We start from the raw sequence: 19,178 nt of genomic DNA on the forward strand, positions 1-19,178 counted from the left end.
ACGGAGGTGTGACGGCGGCGTTGCCCGGCGTTTCGGCGACATGACGATCCAGCACTCCGGCGCGCGTGCCAGGGGAAGCCGCCGCGACATCGAGTCCAGCCCCCGGCCGCGGGCACGGCATCCGGATAGCGTCGCGTCTATGGCACCGATCGCACGCAGCCCCCTGGCCTCGTTCTTCCTCCGGCTCGGCCGGCAGGTGTGGGTGCGCGCCGCCGTGTTCACCGTCGTCGGGATCGTCGTGGTGCTGGCCGCCCGATTCGTCGGGCCCCTGCTGCCGTTCTCGTTCAGCTTCGGGCTCGCCGACGACGCTGTCGGCTCGCTGCTGCAGATCATCGCGACCGCGATGCTCACCGTCAGCACGTTCTCGGTCACCGCGATGGTCACGGCGTTCTCGTCGGCGACCACGACCGCCACCCCGCGGTCGACGCAGCTGCTCATCGCCGACCCGACCTCGCAGAACGCGGTGTCGACGTTCGTCGGGGCCTTCGCCTTCTCGCTGGTCGGCATCGTCGCCCTCGAGACCGGGTACTACCAGAGCCAGGGGCGCACGATCCTGTTCGTGGCGACGCTGGTCATCATCGTGATCGTCATCGTCACCCTGCTGCGATGGATCTCGCACCTGTCGACCTTCGGCCGGATGGCCGACGTGATCGACCGCGTCGAGAAGGCGGCGACCGCATCGCTGGAGGTCTACGCCGAGAGGCCGACGCTCGGTGCCCGCGCCGCGGTCGAGATCCCTGCCCGAGCGAGAGCCGTCCACGCCGAGGACGTCGGCTACGTCACGCACGTCGATGTGGCGGGACTCGGCCGCATCGCCGAGCGCTTCTCCGTCGACATCCACGTGCGGGCGACGCCGGGACGCATCACCGATGCCCGCGTCCCTCTCGCGAAAATCGTCGGCAGGGTCGATGACGAGGTGGTCGCGGGCATCCGGCGAGCATTCCGGATCGAGCACCACCGCACGTACGAACAGGATCCCCGCTTCGGTGTGATCGCCCTCACAGAGATCGGAAGCCGGGCACTCTCGCCGTCGACCAACGACCCGGGGACGGCGATCGAGGTGATCGCCGCGCTGCAGCGCGTGTTCGCACGCGCCCTGAGGACCCAGGCGGACGACGACGTCGCCCACGAGCGCGTCTACGTGCCCGCTCCGCGCCTGGCGGATCTCGTCGACGACGCGTTCCGCCCGCTGGCGCGCGACGGAGCGGGGTTCCTCGAGGTGCAGGTGCGCCTGCAGAAATGTCTCGCCGCGCTCGCGGCATCCGCCCCTCGGAATGCGCGCGTGTTCCGCGATGCCGCGCGCGAGGCGCTCGAGCGGAGCCGGCGCGAACTCCCCCGAGGCGACCGCCGGATGCTGGAGGGGTCGGCGCGCAACGCCTGGCGGGACGTCGCCGCGGGATCGGTCGACGACCGGCGCTCCTGACAGCACGCTATGGCCGGGCTATCGATCCCCTTCGCTGTGACCACGCGCCGTTGAGGGCGCGCTCCGCGAGGAGTAGACCGGGTCTCATCAGTCGTTCACGACCCACGGGCCGTCTGACATGAGGAGGTCACCATGATCGTACCCAGCATGTCTTCGCAGATCGTCCTGGCGGTGTTCGCGCTCGTATACGCGGCATCCGTCCTGGCCGCGGTCGTCGCCGTGCGAGACCCGCACGCGTCGGTGGGGCTCAAGGCCGCATGGGCGACCGCCCTGCTGTTGCTGCCGCCGGTGGGCCTGGTCGCGTGGGAGGCCACACGAGTGGTCGATCACCGCGCGACGAACCGCCCGCTGAGCGCGGTCGACCGCACGGCGTACCTGGCCGACCGCGCCGCGCACGTGGCAAGCGGGTCCGCGCGGGTGTGAGGCGAGGCGCGGGCCGGCGCTGGGCTGGCCCGCGCGACGTCAGAGCGCCCGCAGCACCGCCGCGACGCCGCCCTCGGTGACCGACAGGCCGACCTCGCCGGCCGCGGCGTGCACCTCGGGCGGACCCTGGTGCATCGCGATCGCCCGACCGCCGTTGCGCATCGCCCACTGCATCATCTCGATGTCGTTGCGCCCATCGCCCATCACCAGCACGTTCTCGGGGGCGATGTCGAGCCAGCCGCGGACGAGTTCGAGCGCGGTGGACTTGTCGACGCCCTGCGGGGCGATGTCGAGCCACGCCGTCCAGCCGATCGCGTACGACACCTGTGTCAGGCCGATGCGCTCGACCAGCTCGAGGAAGTCCTTGTCGGTCTGCTCCGGCGCGACCACGACCACGCGGCAGACGGGCTGACCCGAGAGCTCCGCGAAGGTCACCTTGTTGGCGCCGACGAGGTTCCAGTCGTCGAGGTAATCCGTGAACAGGCGCTTCCCGTCGGGCAGCTCCACCAGGAAGTGCGCCCCCGACAGGTGCTCGCCGAGCAGCGTCAGCACCTCGGTCGGGTCGAACGTCTCGACGTGCGCGCGCTCGTACTCCGCGGCATCCGCTTCGCCGACCCGGCGCATCACAATGGCCCCGTTCGAGCAGACGGCGTACTCGGGACGGATGCCGAGGCGCTCCATGACCCCGTGCGTGCTGTCCCAGCTGCGTCCGGTGGCGAGCATGACCTCGTGCCCCGCGTCTTGCGCGTGACGGACGGCGTCGACGACACCGGGGCTGAGGGTCTCGTCTTCGAGGAGCACGGTGCCGTCGATGTCGAGGGCGATGAGCATGCGTCCGACCGGCGCCTCGCGGGCGACGTCGACGACGAGCTCGGCCGCCTCGTCCTGCGGCGACGCGTCGATGTCTCCGGTGCGGGGAAGGGCGGCCTCGTCGCTCACGCGATGGGCTCCATGACCTCGAGCCCGCCGAGGTAAGGCCGCAAGACCTCGGGGACCGTGACCGATCCGTCGGCGCGCTGGTGCGTCTCGAGCAACGCCACGATCCACCGCGTGGTGGCGAGCGTGCCGTTGAGGGTCGCGACCGGCTGGGTCTTGCCGCCGTCGGCCGGGCGGAACCGGGTCTCGAGGCGACGGGCCTGGTAGGTCGTGCAGTTCGAGGTGCTCGTCAGCTCGCGGTAGGCGTCTTGAGTGGGCACCCAGGCCTCGATGTCGAACTTGCGCGCGGCGCTCGAGCCGAGGTCGCCGGCGGCCACGTCGATCACGCGGTAGGCGAGGCCCAGGTCTTGCAGCATGCCCTCCTGCATGGCGACGAGGCGGTCGTGCTCGGCCTCGGCGTCGGCCGGGTCGGTGTAGACGAACATCTCGAGCTTGTTGAACTGGTGCACGCGGATGATGCCGCGGGTGTCCTTACCGTACGAGCCCGCCTCGCTGCGGTAGCACGTGGACCACCCGGCGTAGCGCTTGGCGCCGCGCTCGAAGTCGAGGATCTCGTCCATGTGGTACCCGGCGAGAGGAACCTCGCTCGTGCCGACCAGGTAGAGGTCTTCCTTCGGCAGGTGGTACACCTCGTCGGCGTGCTGACCGAGGAAACCGGTGCCGCGCATGACCTCGGGACGCACCAGCGTCGGCGGGATCATCGGGGTGAAGCCCGCCTGCAGCGCGCGGTCGAGGGCCAGGGTCATCAGCGCCAGTTCGAGACGGGCGCCGATGCCGGTGAGGAAGTAGAAGCGGCTGCCCGAGACCTTCGTGCCGCGCTCCATGTCGATCGCGCCGAGCAACTCGCCGATCTCGAGGTGGTCGCGCGGGGTGAAGTCGTAGGTCGGGACCTCGCCGTGGGTGCGCAGGGTGACGAAGTTCTCTTCGCCGCCCGACGGAACGCCGTCGATGACGATGTTCTCGATCTTCGCGAGGGCGGCCTCGGCGGCGGCCTCGGCCTCGGAGGCGGCGTGCTGAGCGACCTTCACCTGCTCGCTGAGCTGCTTCGCCTCGGCCACGAGCGCGGCCTTCTCGTCTTTCGGCGCCTGCGCGACGCGCTTGCCGTGCGCGTTCTGCGCGGCGCGGAGCTCTTCGAAGGCGGCGATGGCGGCGCGGCGGTCGCGATCGGCGGCGAGGGCGTCGTCCACCGGATCCGGCGACTCCCCGCGGGCGATCTGGGAGCGCTTCACGAGCTCGGGATCTTCACGCAGCAGGGTCAGGTCGATCACGCGTCCATCCTACGGTCGGCGTCGCGTGCCGCTTCGCTCCCCCGTGCGGGAGCCCGCGCCACGACCGGGCGGGCGGCGCTCGCAGGTCGGGGTGCTCGGCATCCGCCCGTCAAGCCCACCCCACCGCGCCGTTCCGGGGCGCGGGGCGGTCCTATGGTTGACCCCATGGCCGCCCCTGACGAGCCGCGTGACGACGCGGAGTCCCCCGAGACCGTTCCTACCGACGCTCCCGACGAGGTGAAGGCGGATGCCGCCGCGGCCCAGGGCTCGGACGAGCACTTCCACGCCGCACGCCTCGGCGACGACGTCGCCGATCACCCGCGCAAGGACGTCCCCCACCCCAAGGACGCTGCGGAGCCCGACGACACGATCCACCAGCCCGAAGACGTCGACCCCGACTCGTCGGCCGAGATGCCCGGTAAGACGCAGCGTGTCGACGCCGAAGGTGAGGAGGCCCCGATCGACGCCGAGACGACTCAGAAGAAGCGGGCCGCCCTCGTCTACAACCCCGTCAAGGTCGACCCCGACACCCTGCGCGCCCGTACGGCCGAGCTGTCGGCCGAGGCCGGCTGGGCCGAACCGCTGTTCTACGAGACGACGGTCGATGACCTGGGCGACGACGCCACCCGCGCCGCCCTCGATGAGAAGGTCGACGCCGTGCTCGTGGCGGGCGGCGACGGCACCGTCCGCGCCGTCGCCGAGGCGCTGACCTCGTCGGGAGTGCCCCTGACGATCATTCCGAGCGGCACGGGCAACCTGCTCGCCCGCAACCTCAACCTGCCCCTCTCCGACAGCGACGCGATGATCCGCTCGACCTTCGAGGGCGACGTCCTGTCGATCGACACCGGGATCGCGCGCATCCGTCGCGCCGGCGGAGAGATCGAGGAGCACGGCTTCTCGGTCATGGCCGGCATCGGCCTGGACGCCGCGATGATCCAGAACACCCGCGACGACCTGAAGAAGCAGGTCGGCTGGGTCGCCTACGTCGACGGAGCGGCGCGGTCGCTCGTGTCGGCGAAGCCCTTCCGCGTCATGTACCAGCTCGACGGCCACCGCCTGCATTCGGCGAAGGTGCAGAGCGTGCTCTTCGCGAACTGCGGCGCCCTGCAGGGCGGTGTGGCGCTGATCCCCGACGCCTCCATCGCCGACGGCAGCCTCGACGTGGCCGTGCTGCAGCCGAGCGGTGTGCTCGGCTGGCTGGGCGTGTGGCGGAGCATCGTGTGGGACAACTCGGTGCTCCGGAAGTTCCGCGCCGGGCGGCGCGTGCTCGAGCGCCGCAAGGACACCTCGGTGCGCTACCTGCGGGGCACGGGCATCGAGCTGGCGACCGCTCCCGCGCAGCCGATCGAGCTCGACGGCGACGAGTTCGGCGAGGCGACGCGCGTGTACACCCGCATCGTCGCCGGCGGGCTCGTGGTCGCGCTGCCGAAGGGCCACGACACCTCCTCGCTCTGACCTTCTCGGGGCGGCGGCGGCCGCGCGCGGGTGTCAAGCCCGAAGCACCGGATGCCGCGGTGGATAGCGTCGACGCATGGCTTCACCCTCGATCGTCTGGTTCCGCGACGACCTGCGCCTGACCGACAACCCGGCGCTGCGCGCAGCCCTCGACCGCGACGAGCCGATCGTCGCCCTGTACCTGCTGGACGAGGAGTCCGAGGGCGTGCGCGAGATCGGCGGGGCGGCCCGCTGGTGGCTGCACGGGTCGTTGACCTCCCTCGGCGAGCGCATGAGCGAGCGCGGAGGGTCACTGGTGCTCCGTCGCGGCAAGGCGGCCGAGGTCGTGCCCGCGCTGGTCGAGGAGGTCGGCGCCGGGGCGGTGTTCTGGAACCGACGCTACGGCGGGGTGGAGCGCGAGATCGACGCCGGCATCAAAGAGAAGCTGCGCGACGACGGCGTGACCGTCGCCTCGTTCGCCGCCAACCTGCTCTACGAACCGTGGACGGTGCGCACCCAGTCCGACAAGCCGTACGGGGTGTACAGCCCCTTCGCGCGAGCCGTGCAGAAGCTCCCCGCCCCGCGCCCGCCGATGCCGGAGGCGCGGAAGATCCCCGGCTTCGACGGCAGGGTCGACGCCGACGACCTCGGCGCGTGGAACCTGCTGCCCACGAAGCCCGACTGGGCCGGGGGCCTGCGCGAGACGTGGGAGCCCGGAGAGCCCGCGGCGAAGGCGCGCCTGAAGGAGTTCCTCGACGACGACCTCGGCGACTACTCGAAGTACCGCGACGAGTTCGCCGGCGGCGCCACCTCGAACCTGTCACCCCGCCTGCGCTGGGGCGAACTCAGCCCCTACCAGGTGTGGCACGACACCCTCGAGCACCGTGGATCGGGCCAGCACGCGCAGAGCGCCAGCGGCTTCCTGTCAGAGGTCGTGTGGCGAGAGTTCGCCTGGCACGTGACCTATCACTCCCCCGACATCGCGACGGTGAACTGGCGTCGCAACTTCGACGCCTTCCCGTGGCCGAAGCTCGATCGGTCGCACCTCAAGACCTGGCAGCAGGGCAAGACGGGAGTGGCCGTGGTCGACGCCGGCATGCGCCAGCTCTGGCACACCGGCGTCATGCACAACCGCGTGCGCATGGTCACGGCGTCGTTCCTCATCAAGAACCTGCTCATCGACTGGCGTCACGGCGAGCAGTGGTTCTGGGACTGCCTCGTCGACGCGGATGCCGCGAGCAACCCCTTCAACTGGCAGTGGGTCGCGGGAAGCGGTGCGGATGCCGCTCCGTACTTCCGCGTGTTCAACCCCGACACGCAGCGCAAGAAGTTCGACCCGCACGACGCCTACGTCAAGGAGTGGGCCCCGGAGTACCTCGGCGAGAACCCGCCGGAGCCGATGGTGGACCTCGGCGAGACGCGTAAGCGGGCGCTCGACGCGTATTCGCACGTGCGCCACGGGGGCTGAGCCGGAACCCGCTTCGACGGATCGCGAAGCTCACGGCATCCGGGGACGCGAAAGGGGCGCCACCTCACGGTGACGCCCCTTTTCGAGACGAGTGTCAGTTGACGCGCTGCTCGGCGGCGTCGTTCTCGTCGTCGTCGTCGCCCGGGATGAAGACGTCGACCACGGTCACGTTGATCTCGGCGACCTTCATACCCACGAGCTCGGTGATGGCCTGGTGCACGGCCGCGCGGACGTCCGAGGCCACACGCTGCAGCTGCTCGGGGTAGTCGACCTGGATCGCGATGTCAGCGGCGACCTCGGTCTGGCCGACCTCGACGCTCACGCCCTGGGCGTGGTCCTTGGCGCCGACGGCCTGACGGATGTTGCCGATCACACGGGCCGCTCCGCCGCCGAGGGCGTGGACGCCGGGGACCTCGGCCGCGGCGATGCCGGCGACCTTGGCGACGACGGCGTCGACGATGACGGTCGAGCCGCCGTCCTTCGTGGCGGGGGTGGGGGTGGCGGTGGTGGTGGTGGTGTTCTCAGCCATGTTCGCTTCCTTCCGTCGTTCCGGGACCGTGTGTCCCGCGATGTCATAGGTAAGACGTACGCCGAGCACCATTCGTCACGGAATCTTCCTGAGAGGATGCTGACCGTCGGTCATCCGCCGAAGAAGTCGCCGAAGGCCTCGTCGGCATCCCCCGTGTCGCGCGGGTCGAACTCCACGGTCTCTACCGACAACGTCACACTCGTGTGCGGAGTGAACAGAACCCACATCTCACGGTTTCCGACCGCGACGAACCGCTCGAACCTCCCGCCCGCGTGCACTGCCTCTTCGATGCGTCGCTCGAGGTCGCCGAGGTCCTGCCCCTGTGCGAGGTGATAGGAGTTCTCGCCTATCGCGATCTGCGTGCGCACCATCGTCTCGGTCCCCATGCGCGGGACGGTAAGCCGCGTCATCGGCGGAGGTCACGGGGGTTGCGCTCTCGCGCCGGAGGAATACGAGAGGGCACGAACCGGTTGGATCCGAGGTGAACGACGCCATGCCTTCCCTCTCCGTTCTCGACCTCGTTCCCGTGCGCCACGGGCAGAACAGCGCGCAGGCGGTGAGCGCCGCCCTCGACCTCGTCGAGCGGGCCGACCGCCTCGGCTACCGGCGCTACTGGTTCGCCGAGCACCACAACATGCCCTCGGTGGCGTCGACCACTCCCCCCGTGCTCATCGCCGCCGCCGCGGCGCGCACCTCGCGCATCCGCGTCGGCTCGGGCGGCGTCATGCTGCCGAACCACTCCCCGCTCATCGTCGCCGAGCAGTTCGCCGCCCTCGAGGCGCTGGCCCCGGGCCGCATCGACCTCGGCATCGGCCGCGCCCCCGGCAGCGACCCGGTCATCACCCAGCTGCTGAACCGATCGGGCACCACCAGCGACGTCTCGCGCTTCCCCGACCACGTGACCGACATCATGGCGCTCACCTCGCCCGACGGCGCGACGGTGCGCTTCACCTCGGGCACCGAGTACCAGGTGAAGGCGACGCCCGCGGCATCCGGAACCCCCCAGGTGTGGCTGCTCGGCTCGAGCGATTACTCGGCGCAACTGGCGGCCAGCTTCGGTCTGCCCTACGTTTTCGCGAACCACTTCTCGGGCGAGGGGCTCACCCACGCGCTCGGCGTGTACCGCGACCAGTTCGTGCCCAACGAGTCGGGTGAAGGCCCGCGCACCTTCGTCACCGCCAACGTCGTCGCCGCGCCGACCGCCGAAGAAGCGGAAGAGCGCGCTCTGCCGCAGCTGCGCATGATGGCGCGCCTGCGCACCAACCGCCCCATGGTGCCGCTCGAGACCATCGAGCAGGCCAAGGCCGAGCCGTTCGACGCGATGGCCGAATCGATCATGGCCTCGACCCGGCAGAAGTGGTTCGTAGGCACCGGCGCCGAGGTGCAGGGCCAGCTCGCAGCCTTCGCCGCGCAGCACGGCGTCGACGAGATCATGGTCTCGCCCGTCGCCGGAGCGTACGAGGGCGAGGGGTCGGAAGGCCGCGTGCAGACCCTCGAGCTCATCGCGGCTCCCGCGACCGTCGCAGCCTGACGCGGCAGCGCCGCGCGAGGTGGCTGAGCCTGTCGAAGCCACCGGGGCACCGCGGGGCCCGGGCCCTTCGACACGCTCAGGGACCTGGGCTGCGCCGGGCCCTTCGACAAGCCCAGGGACCTCGCGACGGGTCAGGCCTCGGGCTCGCCGCTCAGCAGACCGCGCAGCCAGTCGCGCGCCTCGACGAACACGTCGTCGCTGTAACGCTGCGGGTAGCGGACGATCGCGCGGTCGGCGCGGGCGTACGAGCCCAGGAAGATGACCTTCGGGCTGAACCGACGAAGGCCCAGAAGGGCATCGGCCATGCGCTCGTCGTGCACGTGCCCGTCGGCGTCGATGACGAAGCGATAGCGACCGAGGGCGTCGCCGATGGGGCGCGAGGCCAGCAGGCTCAGGTTGATGCCGCGCGTGGCGAACTGCTCGAGCAGTTCGAGCAGGGCACCCGGGTGGTCCTCGGGCAGCTCGACGATGAGCGAGGTCTTGTCGGCACCGGTGGGCGGAGCCGGGGCGACCGTGCGGCTGACCAGCACGAATCGCGTCACCGCGTTGGGGTTGTCGCCGATGTTCTCGGCCAGCACCGAGAGGTCGTGGTGGGCGACGATGCCGGGGGCCGCCACCGCGGCATCCGCCGCACTGGTCCCGTCGAGCACGCCCAGCGCGCTCGCGACGTTGCTCTCGGCGGGCAGGTGCGCGTGCGCGGGGAGGTTCTTGCTGAGCCATCCGAGGCACTGGCCGTAGGCGACCGGGTGGGCGGCGATGAGCGAGACGTCGGCGAGGGTGGCTCCGGGGCGGCCGACGAGCACGAAGTTCACGGGCACGAGGTACTCGCCCACGATGCGCAGGCCCGGCACGGTCGCCAGGGCATCTTGCGCGGTCGAGACGCCGCCGTCGACCGAGTTCTCGATCGCGATCATCGCGGCATCCGACCGGCCCTCGACGACGTCGGCCAGCGCTTCGCCGACGTTGCGCACGGGTCGCCAGATCTGGTCGCGCGCCTCGGGCACCTGCGCCAAGGCCGCCTCGGTGAACGTGCCGGCCGGGCCCAGGTAACTGTAGGTACGGCGGGCGGGCACGGTCTCTGTGTCGGGCAGCACGGCGTCCAGCCTAGACCGGGGGGATGATCCCGGATGCCGCGGTCTCCGACCCTCGCGGACGCAGCGCAGCCACGGATTCTCTCAGAATGCGACACGGCGTATGCGCATGTCGGAGGGAGCGGGCAGACTGGGCGCATGAGCAGTCGCGCAGGGCAGCCCGCAGAGGCGTCCGATCTCATCGACATCGACGAACTGATCGCCGCGTATTACGACCGCAAGCCCGACGCCGCCGTGCCCGAGCAGCGCGTCGCCTTCGGAACGAGCGGTCACCGCGGATCGTCGCTGAGTACGAGCTTCAACGAAGACCACATCCTCGCCACGACCCAGGCGATCGTCGACTACCGCGCCGCGCAGGGGATCACCGGTCCGCTGTTCCTCGGCCGCGACACCCACGGGCTGTCGCTCCCGGCCGAACGCAGCGCCATCGAGGTGCTGGTCGCCAACGGCGTCGACGTGCGCGTCGACTCCCGCGACGCGTGGGTGCCGACCCCGGCGCTCAGCCACGCGATTCTCACCTACAACCGCGCCCTTTCGGCCGACGACCCCGGCCGAGCCGATGGCATCGTCGTCACGCCCTCGCACAACCCGCCGCGCGACGGCGGCTTCAAGTACAACCCCCCGCACGGTGGACCCGCCGACACCGACGCGACGGGCTGGATCGCCGACCGCGCGAACGAGCTCATCGCCGCCGGCCTCGACGGCGTCACGCGCACGCGTCACGCCGACATCGACCTCGACGGCCTGGGCCAGTACGACTTCCGCGATGCGTACGTGCGGGATCTGGCATCCATCATCGACGTCGACGCCATCAAGAACGCCGGCGTGCGCATCGGCGCCGACCCGCTGGGCGGCGCGTCGGTGGAGTACTGGGCGCTCATCGCCGAGGTCTACGGCCTCGACCTCACGGTCGTGAACCCCGAGGTCGACCCGACGTGGAAGTTCATGACGCTCGACTGGGACGAGAAGATCCGCATGGATCCTTCTTCGCCGTCGGCCATGGCGTCGCTCGTGGCCGCGCGCGACGAGTACGACATCCTCACCGGCAACGACGCCGACGCCGACCGCCACGGCATCGTCACCCCCGACGCGGGCCTGATGAACCCGAACCACTACCTCGCGGTCGCGATCGACTACCTGTTCTCGCACCGCCCGAACTGGCCGGCCGACGCCGCCGTGGGCAAGACGCTCGTGTCGTCGATGATCATCGACCGCGTCGCCGACGCCCTCGGCAAGACGCTGCTCGAAGTGCCCGTCGGGTTCAAGTGGTTCGTCCCCGGCCTGCTCGACGGCTCCGTCGCGTTCGGCGGCGAGGAGTCGGCGGGTGCGTCGTTCCTGCGCAAGGACGGCACCGTGTGGACCACCGACAAGGACGGCATCCTGCTGTGCCTGCTGGCCGCCGAGATCCTCGCCGTCACCGGCAAGACCCCGTCGCAGCGCTACGCCGAGCTCGAGCAACAGTTCGGCTCGTCGGCGTACCAGCGCGTCGACGCTCCGGCTTCGCCCGCACAGAAGTCGGCGCTGTCGAAGCTGTCTCCGGATGCCGTGACCGCCACCGGACTCGCCGGAGAGCCCATCACCGCGAAGCTCTCGCACGCGCCCGGCAACGGCGCCGCGATCGGCGGCCTCAAGGTGCAGACCGAGTCGGCGTGGTTCGCCGCGCGCCCCTCGGGCACCGAGGACGTCTACAAGCTGTACGCCGAGTCGCTCCGCGGCGAAGACCACCTGCGCGAGGTGCAGGAAGAGGCACGGGCGGTCGTCTCGGCCGCGCTCGGCCAGGCCTGATCCGCACGGTTCGTCAGCGGCGTCGCCCCTCGGGGCGGCGCCGCTGTCGCGTGGGGCGGGGCGGTGCGACCGCGCTGGGCGCCCGGACGCTTCGACAAACTCAGCCACCTCCGCGGCAACGCGGGACCGGGCGGGAACGCCGCGGCCCCGACGCTCCGGAGAACGTCGGGGCCGTGGCATCCGGGGCCGAAGCCCGGGCTCGGGGAGCCGGGATCAGGCGGGGGCGAAGGTCTTCGCGTCGATCACGAAGCGGTAGCGCACGTCGCTCTTGAGCACGCGCTCGTAGGCCTCGTTGATCTGGTCGGCCGAGATGAGCTCGGTCTCGGGTGCGATGCCGTTCTCGGCGCAGAAGTCGAGCATCTCCTGGGTCTCGCGGATGCCACCGATCGACGAACCCGCGAAGGAACGACGGTTGGTGAACAGCGTGAAGACCTGGATGGGCAGCGGCTCCGGCGGGGCGCCGACGTTGACCATCGTGCCGTTCAGGGCGAGCAGGCCCAGGTACTGCTTGAGGTCGAGCGGGGCGCTGACGGTGTTGATGATGAGGTCGAAGCTCTTCTTGAGCTTGTCGAAGGTCTCTTCGTCCTTCGTCGCGTAGTAGTGGTCGGCGCCCATCTTCAGGCCGTCGTCCTTCTTGCTGAGCGTCTGCGAGAGCACGGTGACCTCGGCGCCCATGGCGTGGGCGATCTTGACGGCCATGTGGCCGAGCCCGCCGAGGCCGACGACGGCGACCTTCTTGCCGGGGCCGGCGTTCCAGTGGTTCAGCGGCGAGTAGGTCGTGATGCCGGCGCACAGCAGCGGCGCGGCCTTCTCGTAGGGGATCGACTCGGGAACGCGCAGCACGAAGTGCTCGTCGACGACGATCTTCTCGCTGTAGCCGCCCTGGGTGATCGTGCCGTCGACGTCTTTCGCGCCGTACGTGCCGATGTTGCCCTTCTCGCAGTACTGCTCCTCGCCGGCGAGGCAGTTCTCGCATTCGCGGCACGAGTTGACCATGCAGCCGACGCCGACGCGGTCGCCGACCTTGTGGCTGGTGACCTCGGAACCGACCTCGGCGACCGTGCCGACGATCTCGTGGCCGACGGTCAGGGGGTAGGGCACGTCGCCCCACTCGCCGCGGATGGTGTGGATGTCGGAGTGGCAGATGCCGGCGTAGGCGATGTCGATCAGGACGTCCTTCGGGCCGACGTCGCGGCGCTCGATGGTCGTGGGCTCGAGGGGTGAGGTCGCGGACGACGCCGCGTAGGCGTTGACGTGCATGGGTCTCCTCAGTGGGGGATCGTTGCGGACGGTCAATCTTCTCCCGCCGACGCCGCCGAGGGACGGGCTTGCACGGATGTGCGCGAGGTGCGACGAATCGTCGCGATCGGCACCTCGCGCGTGGAGAGGAGCCGGCTCAGGCGGTACGCGACAGCAGCGCGGCCAGGCGCGGGAGCTGCGAGGAGTCCTCGAGGGCCGAGCCGACGGCTGCCACCCGTACCCCGGCGTCGAGGTAGTCGGCGACGTTGCCGGCGTCGAGACCGCCCGTCGCGACGAACCGCACGTCGGGGAAGGGCCCGCGGATCACCCGGAACCACGCGGGGGTCAGCCAGGTCGCGGGGAACGCCTTGAGCCAGCGCAGCCCGAGCGAGACGGCGAGCTGCACCTCGCTGGGGGTCGCGACGCCCGGGAGGATCGGGATGCCGTGCGCTCGGGCTGCCGCGACGACGGCGGGGTCGAGCCCGGGCGAGACGAGGTAGCGCGCACCGGCCGCGACGGCGACCGGCACCTGCGCGGGGTCGATGATCGTGCCGGCGCAGACGATGCGCCCGCGCTCTGCTCCCGCGGCGCACACCGCGCGCAGGGCCTCTTCGTCGGCGGGGGTCTGCAGGGGAACCTCGACGTTGTCGATGCCGAGGTCCCACGCGGTCGCAGCCAGCGCGAGGGAGCGCTCGCGGCCCATCCCCCGCAGGATCGCCATGAGCGGGGCGGATGCCAGGGTGTCGTCGAACCAGGCGGCGGTGGCGTCGGGAGGGGTCATGCGAGGGTCCTGTCGGGGTGAATGGCATCGTGCAGCGAGTCGCCGTAGGTGCGGAGGGTGAGCGCGGCGCGCTCGTGGCCGGAGCGGAGGCGATCGGATGCCGTGGCACCGGCCGCCCGCGCGGCGAGGTATCCCCCGGCGAAGGCGTCACCCGCCCCCACGGCGTCGAGAACCTCGACGGGGAGCGAGGGGACGAAGACGCGCTCCTCGCCCGCGAACACCGTCGCGCCGACGTCGCCGTCCTTGACCACCAGTTCGGCGACCTCGGGGAACAGCGCGCGCACGTCGGCGTCGGTGGGGGTGCCCCAGAGCACCTCGGCCTCGTCACGCCCGACGAACACGAGGTCGGCCCGGGCCGCGAGGGCGCGCAGCACGGGCGCGGCCTCGGCCGCCGACCACAGGGCGGCACGGTGGTTCACGTCGAAGCTGACGATGACGCCTTCGTCGCTCGCCCGGCCGATCGCGGCGTCGAGGAAGTCGCGCGCGGTGTCGGACAACGCGGCGGTGATGCCCGAGACGTGCAGCACGTCGACGTCATCGAGGGCCAGGTTCGCGGCATCCGCCCTCGAGAAGCAAGAGGCCGCGGAGCCCCGCCGGTAGTAGCTCACCCCGCGGCCCGGGTCTTTCACGTACAGCCCGGTGGGGCGCGTCGCGTCGCGCTCGACGAGCGAAACGTCGACACCGCGACCCGCGACCTGCCACAGCACGCGGTCGCCGAGCGCGTCGACGCCGAGGCGGCTCCACCAGCGAACGGTCACGCCGAGGGCCGCGGCGTGCGCGGCGACGTTCGACTCCGCTCCACCCGCGTCGACGAGGAAGCCGGTCGCCTCGACCACTCCCGCGCCGTCGGCGGGCGCGAGCATCGCCATCGTCTCGCCGACGGCGAGCAGAACGCCGCTCATCAGCGCAGGTCGGTGATGGGCGCGGCATCCATGTCGTCGAACGACTGGTTCTCGCCCGCCATCGCCCACACGAACGAATACGCCGCGGTGCCGACTCCGGAGTGCAACGACCAGCTCGGCGAGATGATCGCCTGGCGATCGCCGACGATGAGGTGTCGCGTCTCTTCGCGCTCGCCCATGAGGTGCACGACCCGCGCGTCCTCGGGCAGATCGAAGTACAGGTAGCACTCGGTGCGGCGGTCGTGGGTGTGGGCCGGCATGGTGTTCCACATCGATCCCGGGTGCAGCTGCGTCACGCCCATCACGATCTGGCAGCTCTTCACGCCGTTCTCGTGGATGTACTGGTTGAGCGTGCGGCGGTTGCTCGTGAGCTGGTCGCCCAGCTCGCGGACCGTGCCTTCGCCCGGAGAGACGAGGGCGGCGGGGTAGGCCGTGTGCGCGGGGGCCGAGAACAGGTAGAACTGCGCGCCCGCGGCATCCGCTCCATCGGCGAAGACCACATCGCGGATGCCGCGACCCAGGTACAGGCAGGCTCCGGTGACGAGCTCGTAGACCTCGCCGTCGGCGGTGACGGTGCCCGCGCCGCCCACGTTGACGATGCCGAGCTCGCGGTGCTCGAGGAAGTACTCGCTGCGGATCTCGGGGTAGCCGGTGAGCGGCAGGGGGGAGCCCGCGGGCACGGCCCCGCCGAGCACGATGCGGTCGTGGTGGGTGTACGTCAGGCGCACCTCGCCGGCGACGAAGACGTCGTCGATGAGGAAGCGCTCGCGCAGCTGCGCGGTGTTCATGCCGGGGATCTGCTCGGGGTGGGTGGCGTAGCGCTGGGGGATGGAGGCGGTCATGCGAATCTCCTGGGTCGGGGGTGGAAAGGGCGGGCGGCGGCGCGCGTCAGCGGACCAGCCACCCGCCGTCGACGGGGATCACCGCGCCGGTGACGTACGCGGCGGCGTCGGAGGCGAGGAAGACGAAGGCGCCCTGCAGATCGGCCGGGGTGCCCCAGCGGGCGGCGGGGATGCGGGCGAGGATCGACGCCTCGCGGTCGGCATCGGCGCGGATGGGTGCGGTGTTGTCGGTGGCCATGTAGCCCGGGGCGATCGCGTTGACGGTGACTCCGGATGCCGCCCACTCGTTCGCCAGCGCCTTGGTGAGTCCCGCGACCGCGTGCTTGCTCGCCGCATAGCCCGGGACGAGGATGCCACCCTGGAACGACAGCATCGAGGCGACATTCACGATGCGCCCCCAGCCCTGGTCGATCATGCGGCGCCCGGCGGCCTGCGACAGGTGGAACACCGCGTCGACGTTGACCGCCATGACCTCGTCCCAGTCGCTCGTCGCGTGCTCGGCGGCGGGGGCGCGGCGGATCGTGCCGGCGTTGTTGACGAGGATGTCGACGCGACCGAGGGCGTCGGCGGCCTCGTCGATCGCTCCGGCGAGCTCGGCGGGCGTGGCCGTGGCGAAGTCGCGCTGCACCGTGTGCACGCGCCGCCCGAGGCCGCGCGCGAGCTCGGCGGTGTGCGAGGCGTCGCCGCGGTCGATGAGCACGAGGTCGGCTCCGGCCTCGGCGAGAGCGAGGGCCGCCCCTTGGCCGAGCCCGCGGCTCGAACCGGTGATGACGGCGACGCGGCCGTCGAGTCGGAAGGTGTCGAGGATCATGCGGAGTCTCCCGGGGGTGCGACGAAGGTGGTGGTGAGCTCGCCGAGGCCCGAGATGCGCACGGTCACGGCGTCGCCGGGGGCGAGGGGCCGGTGCGCCTCCTGGGCGTCGGGGAGCTTCTGCGGCGTGCCCGTCGAGACGACGTCTCCGGGCTCGAGGGTCATGACCTGGCTCAGGTGGTGCACGACGAAGGCGACCGAGAAGATGGTCGTCGCCGTCGACTGCGAGACGGTCACGACCCCGTCGCGCACGACCTCGACGAGCAGGTTCTGCGGGTCGACCTCGTCGGCGGTCACGAGCCACGGACCGAGGGGCGCGAAGCCGTCGAAGCATTTGCCGAGCGCCCACTGGCTCTGCTTGCGCTGCCACGAGCGGTCGGACACGTCGTTGAGCACGGTGTACCCGGCGACGTACGACATCGCCTCGGCCAGGGGAACGTCGTGTGCGCGGCGCCCGATGACGACCGCGACCTCGCCCTCGTAGTCGACGTCGTCGGCGACGGCGGGGACGACGACGGGGTCGTTCGGCCCACCGAGCGTGTTCGCGGTCTTCACGAACACGTCGGGCGTGGCCGGGTCGTCGGTCGTCGGGTCGACGCCGTCGGGCACGTGGCCGCGGTAGTTGTATCCGAGGCAGGCGAGGATGCGCGGCCGCACCGGCGCGCGCAGGCTCGAGGGGTCGAGAGGCGGCAGGGTCGCGGCATCCGTCGTCTCGATCAGATCCCGGATGCCGTCGACCTCGGCGAACAGCTCGCCCAGCGGCCGGGGGCCGAGGTCGAGCACGTGATCGCCGGTCGTTCCCGCGACCACGGCGACCGACCGCTCGCCGGCGCCGCCGTCAATGCGCGCGAGCCTCACCACACGGGCCGCCAATCGGGACGCGAGGCGCGCGCGAGCGCCTCGAAGTAGAAGTAGTCGCCCCAGAGGGTCCCCTCGTCGACGCCGACGTTCTTGGGCAGGTCGTACACGCTGTGCAGCAGCACGGTGTCGGCGTCGTCGGCCCGGGCCGGGGTGTAGTGGGCGATGAGCGAGGTGAGGATGCGCTCGGCCGCCGCGCGCCAGCGGGACGCGTTCTCGGGGTCGGCCTCGGCCAGCTCGAACAGTCCGCACACCGCGATCGCGCCCGACGAGCTGTCGCGCGGGGCTTCGGCGCCGTCGTTGTACACGAGGTCCCAGAAGGGGACATCGTCGGCGGGCAGGTGCGAGAGGAAGTACTCGGCGCACGTGCGGGAGGCCTCGAGCAGCGCCTCGTCGCCGGTGGCGCGGTGGTTCAGCGCGAAGCCGTAGATGCCCCAGGCCTGTCCGCGTGCCCAGCACGAGTCGTCGAAGGCGCCCTGCTCCGTCGCTCCGCGCAGCGGCTCGCCCGTCTCGGCATCCCAATAGAAGGTGTGGAAGGTGGACCCGTCGGGGCGCAGGATGCGCGTGCGCAGCTCGGCCGTGTGCCGGGACACCACCTCGCTGAAGCGGGAGTCGCCGGTCTGCTCGGCGGCCCACGTCAGCAGCGGCATGTTCATGAGGCTGTCGATGATCGTGCGACCGCGCTGCGCGGGGTCGGCGAGGTCGCCCCAGGCCTGGATGATCCCGGCCGAGGGCAGGTACCGCGTCATGAGGTGTTCGGCCGCCGACAGGGCGCTCGCGCGGGCCTCGGCGTCGTCGACCAGGCGCGCGGGCGCCACGCATGACAGCGTGTAGAGGAAGCCGAGGTCGTGGGTGTCGAGATCGCGCTCTTCGCGGACCCGGCGACCGAAGTCGGCGGCGTGGCCGAGCGCGGCGTCGCGGAACACGTCGTCGCCGGTCAGCTCGTAGGCGATCCACTGCATGCCCGGCCAGAAGCTCGTGGTCCAGCCGCGGTTCGCCCCCTCGGCGAAACCGGGCACGGCGGGGCGGAGCGGGTAGCGGTTGTCACGGGTGGTGTCGTCGGGGTAGCGCTCGCCGAAGGCGTCGATGTTGGCCCGCACCGTGGCCAGCACCTGCGCGATCGCGCGATCGGTGTCCACGCGAGCGGTGGGGAGGGAGGTCGTCATCGGGGGAATCCTTCAGGTCAGACGGCCACGGCGGCATCGGCCGGCAGCACGGGACGGAGGCTGAAGCGGGCGTTGGCCCACACCAGGTAGAGAGCGGGGGCGGCCGTCAGGCCCAGAGCAAGCGCCGGGGAGGTGGTGAACAGCACGGCCTGCCCCGCGAGCACCAGCAGGCTGACGGCGCTGAGGTACCAGCGGCGCACGGCGAGCACCGCGGCCGTCGACAGCAGCACGCGCAGAGGAGTACCGGGCGCCTCGACCAGGGCGGTCAGCGCGACCGGCGCGACGGCCAGCGCGAGCAGCACGACGCTCAGGCACAACGGCACGACGAGCACGCCCCACGACGCCGTGGCGACGGCGCGCACGTCGATCAGCGCCAGCGTCACCACGACGGCGGCGAGCGCGCCGATCGCGAGCGACTTGCCGGCGGTCCGGCGCCAGCCGGCCCAGAAGACGCGCACGACGCGCCCCTCCCCCAGGCCGTGCGCACGGAACGCGGTGAGGGCCCCCGCGAGTGCCGGAGCGCACAGCGGCGCAGTGAGCAGCAGCAGCGGCCAGGAGGCCGCGGGGTCGGTCGTCATGGCGACGATGAGGAACGGCGCGCACGCGACGGCCAGCATCACGTTGACGATCAGCCCGAGGTAGACCGTCGCGAAGACGCTCGCGTACGTGTCGTGGGAGATGCGGCGCACGGC

19 protein-coding genes are annotated in these 19,178 nt (G+C 71.2%); 6 read left to right on the forward strand and 13 right to left on the reverse strand.

The window, feature by feature from the left end; translation table 11 throughout:
* The first annotated feature begins 139 nt into the window (after positions 1–139).
* Both M3667_RS09570 and M3667_RS09575 read left to right on the forward strand, forming a co-directional pair.
* The gene (locus M3667_RS09570; protein ID WP_251507600.1) at positions 140–1,423 is read left to right on the forward strand and encodes a DUF2254 domain-containing protein; all 1,284 of its coding nucleotides are present in this window, start codon (positions 140–142) and stop codon (positions 1,421–1,423) included.
* A gap of 132 nt (positions 1,424–1,555) precedes the next feature.
* Entirely contained in the window at positions 1,556–1,846 is a 291-nt protein-coding gene (locus tag M3667_RS09575; RefSeq protein WP_251507601.1) for a PLDc N-terminal domain-containing protein, read from the forward strand.
* A 39-nt stretch (positions 1,847–1,885) separates the two neighbouring features.
* Here the strand turns inward: M3667_RS09575 and M3667_RS09580 are convergent, their stop codons facing one another.
* Both M3667_RS09580 and serS read right to left on the reverse strand, forming a co-directional pair.
* Positions 1,886–2,785 carry an HAD family hydrolase gene (locus tag M3667_RS09580; protein ID WP_251507603.1) on the reverse strand — a complete coding sequence of 300 codons (900 nt, stop codon included), beginning with the start codon at positions 2,783–2,785 and terminating at the stop codon, positions 1,886–1,888.
* Positions 2,782–4,050: a serine--tRNA ligase gene (serS, locus tag M3667_RS09585; RefSeq protein ID WP_251507605.1), complete on the reverse strand. Its 1,269-nt coding sequence runs from the start codon at positions 4,048–4,050 to the stop codon at positions 2,782–2,784. Before serS ends, M3667_RS09580 begins: the two co-directional genes overlap by 4 nt.
* A gap of 165 nt (positions 4,051–4,215) precedes the next feature.
* On the opposite strand from serS, the gene M3667_RS09590 reads away from it, so the two are divergent.
* Positions 4,216–5,505 carry a diacylglycerol kinase family protein gene (locus tag M3667_RS09590; protein WP_251507607.1) on the forward strand — a complete coding sequence of 430 codons (1,290 nt, stop codon included), beginning with the start codon at positions 4,216–4,218 and terminating at the stop codon, positions 5,503–5,505.
* 76 nt (positions 5,506–5,581) lie between these two features.
* The gene (locus M3667_RS09595) at positions 5,582–6,952 is read left to right on the forward strand and encodes a deoxyribodipyrimidine photo-lyase (protein ID WP_251507610.1); all 1,371 of its coding nucleotides are present in this window, start codon (positions 5,582–5,584) and stop codon (positions 6,950–6,952) included.
* 94 nt (positions 6,953–7,046) lie between these two features.
* Here the strand turns inward: M3667_RS09595 and M3667_RS09600 are convergent, their stop codons facing one another.
* Together M3667_RS09600 and M3667_RS09605 are read right to left on the reverse strand one after the other, a co-directional pair.
* The gene (locus M3667_RS09600; RefSeq protein WP_251507612.1) at positions 7,047–7,481 is read right to left on the reverse strand and encodes an Asp23/Gls24 family envelope stress response protein; all 435 of its coding nucleotides are present in this window, start codon (positions 7,479–7,481) and stop codon (positions 7,047–7,049) included.
* Positions 7,482–7,591: 110 nt separating this feature from the next.
* Positions 7,592–7,867: a hypothetical protein gene (locus tag M3667_RS09605; RefSeq protein ID WP_251507614.1), complete on the reverse strand. Its 276-nt coding sequence runs from the start codon at positions 7,865–7,867 to the stop codon at positions 7,592–7,594.
* A gap of 107 nt (positions 7,868–7,974) precedes the next feature.
* On the opposite strand from M3667_RS09605, the gene M3667_RS09610 reads away from it, so the two are divergent.
* The gene (locus tag M3667_RS09610) at positions 7,975–9,012 is read left to right on the forward strand and encodes an LLM class flavin-dependent oxidoreductase (RefSeq protein ID WP_187358498.1); all 1,038 of its coding nucleotides are present in this window, start codon (positions 7,975–7,977) and stop codon (positions 9,010–9,012) included.
* Between the two features lie 131 nt (positions 9,013–9,143).
* On the opposite strand, the gene pheA is transcribed toward M3667_RS09610, so the two are convergent.
* Positions 9,144–10,106 carry a prephenate dehydratase gene (gene pheA / locus M3667_RS09615; protein ID WP_251507616.1) on the reverse strand — a complete coding sequence of 321 codons (963 nt, stop codon included), beginning with the start codon at positions 10,104–10,106 and terminating at the stop codon, positions 9,144–9,146.
* A gap of 135 nt (positions 10,107–10,241) precedes the next feature.
* On the opposite strand from pheA, the gene pgm reads away from it, so the two are divergent.
* Positions 10,242–11,888: a phosphoglucomutase (alpha-D-glucose-1,6-bisphosphate-dependent) gene (gene pgm / locus M3667_RS09620; RefSeq protein WP_251507618.1), complete on the forward strand. Its 1,647-nt coding sequence runs from the start codon at positions 10,242–10,244 to the stop codon at positions 11,886–11,888.
* 213 nt (positions 11,889–12,101) lie between these two features.
* Here the strand turns inward: pgm and M3667_RS09625 are convergent, their stop codons facing one another.
* From M3667_RS09625 to M3667_RS09660, 8 genes are all read right to left on the reverse strand, one after another.
* Positions 12,102–13,148, reverse strand: a complete 1,047-nt coding sequence (locus tag M3667_RS09625) for an NAD(P)-dependent alcohol dehydrogenase (protein ID WP_251507620.1) — start codon at positions 13,146–13,148, stop codon at positions 12,102–12,104.
* 136 nt (positions 13,149–13,284) lie between these two features.
* Complete coding sequence (locus M3667_RS09630) at positions 13,285–13,908, reverse strand: bifunctional 4-hydroxy-2-oxoglutarate aldolase/2-dehydro-3-deoxy-phosphogluconate aldolase (RefSeq protein ID WP_251507622.1); 624 nt, start codon at positions 13,906–13,908, stop codon at positions 13,285–13,287.
* Positions 13,905–14,810 carry a sugar kinase gene (locus M3667_RS09635; RefSeq protein ID WP_251507624.1) on the reverse strand — a complete coding sequence of 302 codons (906 nt, stop codon included), beginning with the start codon at positions 14,808–14,810 and terminating at the stop codon, positions 13,905–13,907. The genes M3667_RS09630 and M3667_RS09635 overlap by 4 nt, the downstream gene beginning before the upstream one ends.
* Positions 14,810–15,652 (reverse strand): 5-dehydro-4-deoxy-D-glucuronate isomerase, encoded by an 843-nt coding sequence (kduI, locus tag M3667_RS09640; protein WP_251507626.1) that lies wholly within the window; start codon positions 15,650–15,652, stop codon positions 14,810–14,812. The genes M3667_RS09635 and kduI overlap by 1 nt, the downstream gene beginning before the upstream one ends.
* 46 nt (positions 15,653–15,698) lie before the next feature.
* On the reverse strand, positions 15,699–16,463 hold the full coding sequence (kduD, locus tag M3667_RS09645; RefSeq protein WP_285837646.1) for a 2-dehydro-3-deoxy-D-gluconate 5-dehydrogenase KduD: 765 nt from the start codon (positions 16,461–16,463) through the stop codon (positions 15,699–15,701).
* On the reverse strand, positions 16,460–17,323 hold the full coding sequence (locus tag M3667_RS09650) for a fumarylacetoacetate hydrolase family protein (protein WP_251507628.1): 864 nt from the start codon (positions 17,321–17,323) through the stop codon (positions 16,460–16,462). The genes kduD and M3667_RS09650 overlap by 4 nt, the downstream gene beginning before the upstream one ends.
* Positions 17,317–18,486 carry a glycoside hydrolase family 88 protein gene (locus M3667_RS09655; protein WP_251507630.1) on the reverse strand — a complete coding sequence of 390 codons (1,170 nt, stop codon included), beginning with the start codon at positions 18,484–18,486 and terminating at the stop codon, positions 17,317–17,319. Before M3667_RS09655 ends, M3667_RS09650 begins: the two co-directional genes overlap by 7 nt.
* 17 nt (positions 18,487–18,503) lie before the next feature.
* The gene (locus M3667_RS09660) at positions 18,504–19,175 is read right to left on the reverse strand and encodes a ferredoxin-NADPH reductase (RefSeq protein WP_251507632.1); all 672 of its coding nucleotides are present in this window, start codon (positions 19,173–19,175) and stop codon (positions 18,504–18,506) included.
* Positions 19,176–19,178: the final 3 nt, after the last annotated feature.

It is taken from the genome of Microbacterium sp. P26 (genome assembly GCF_023712585.1).
Lineage (GTDB): Bacteria > Actinomycetota > Actinomycetes > Actinomycetales > Microbacteriaceae > Microbacterium > Microbacterium algihabitans_A.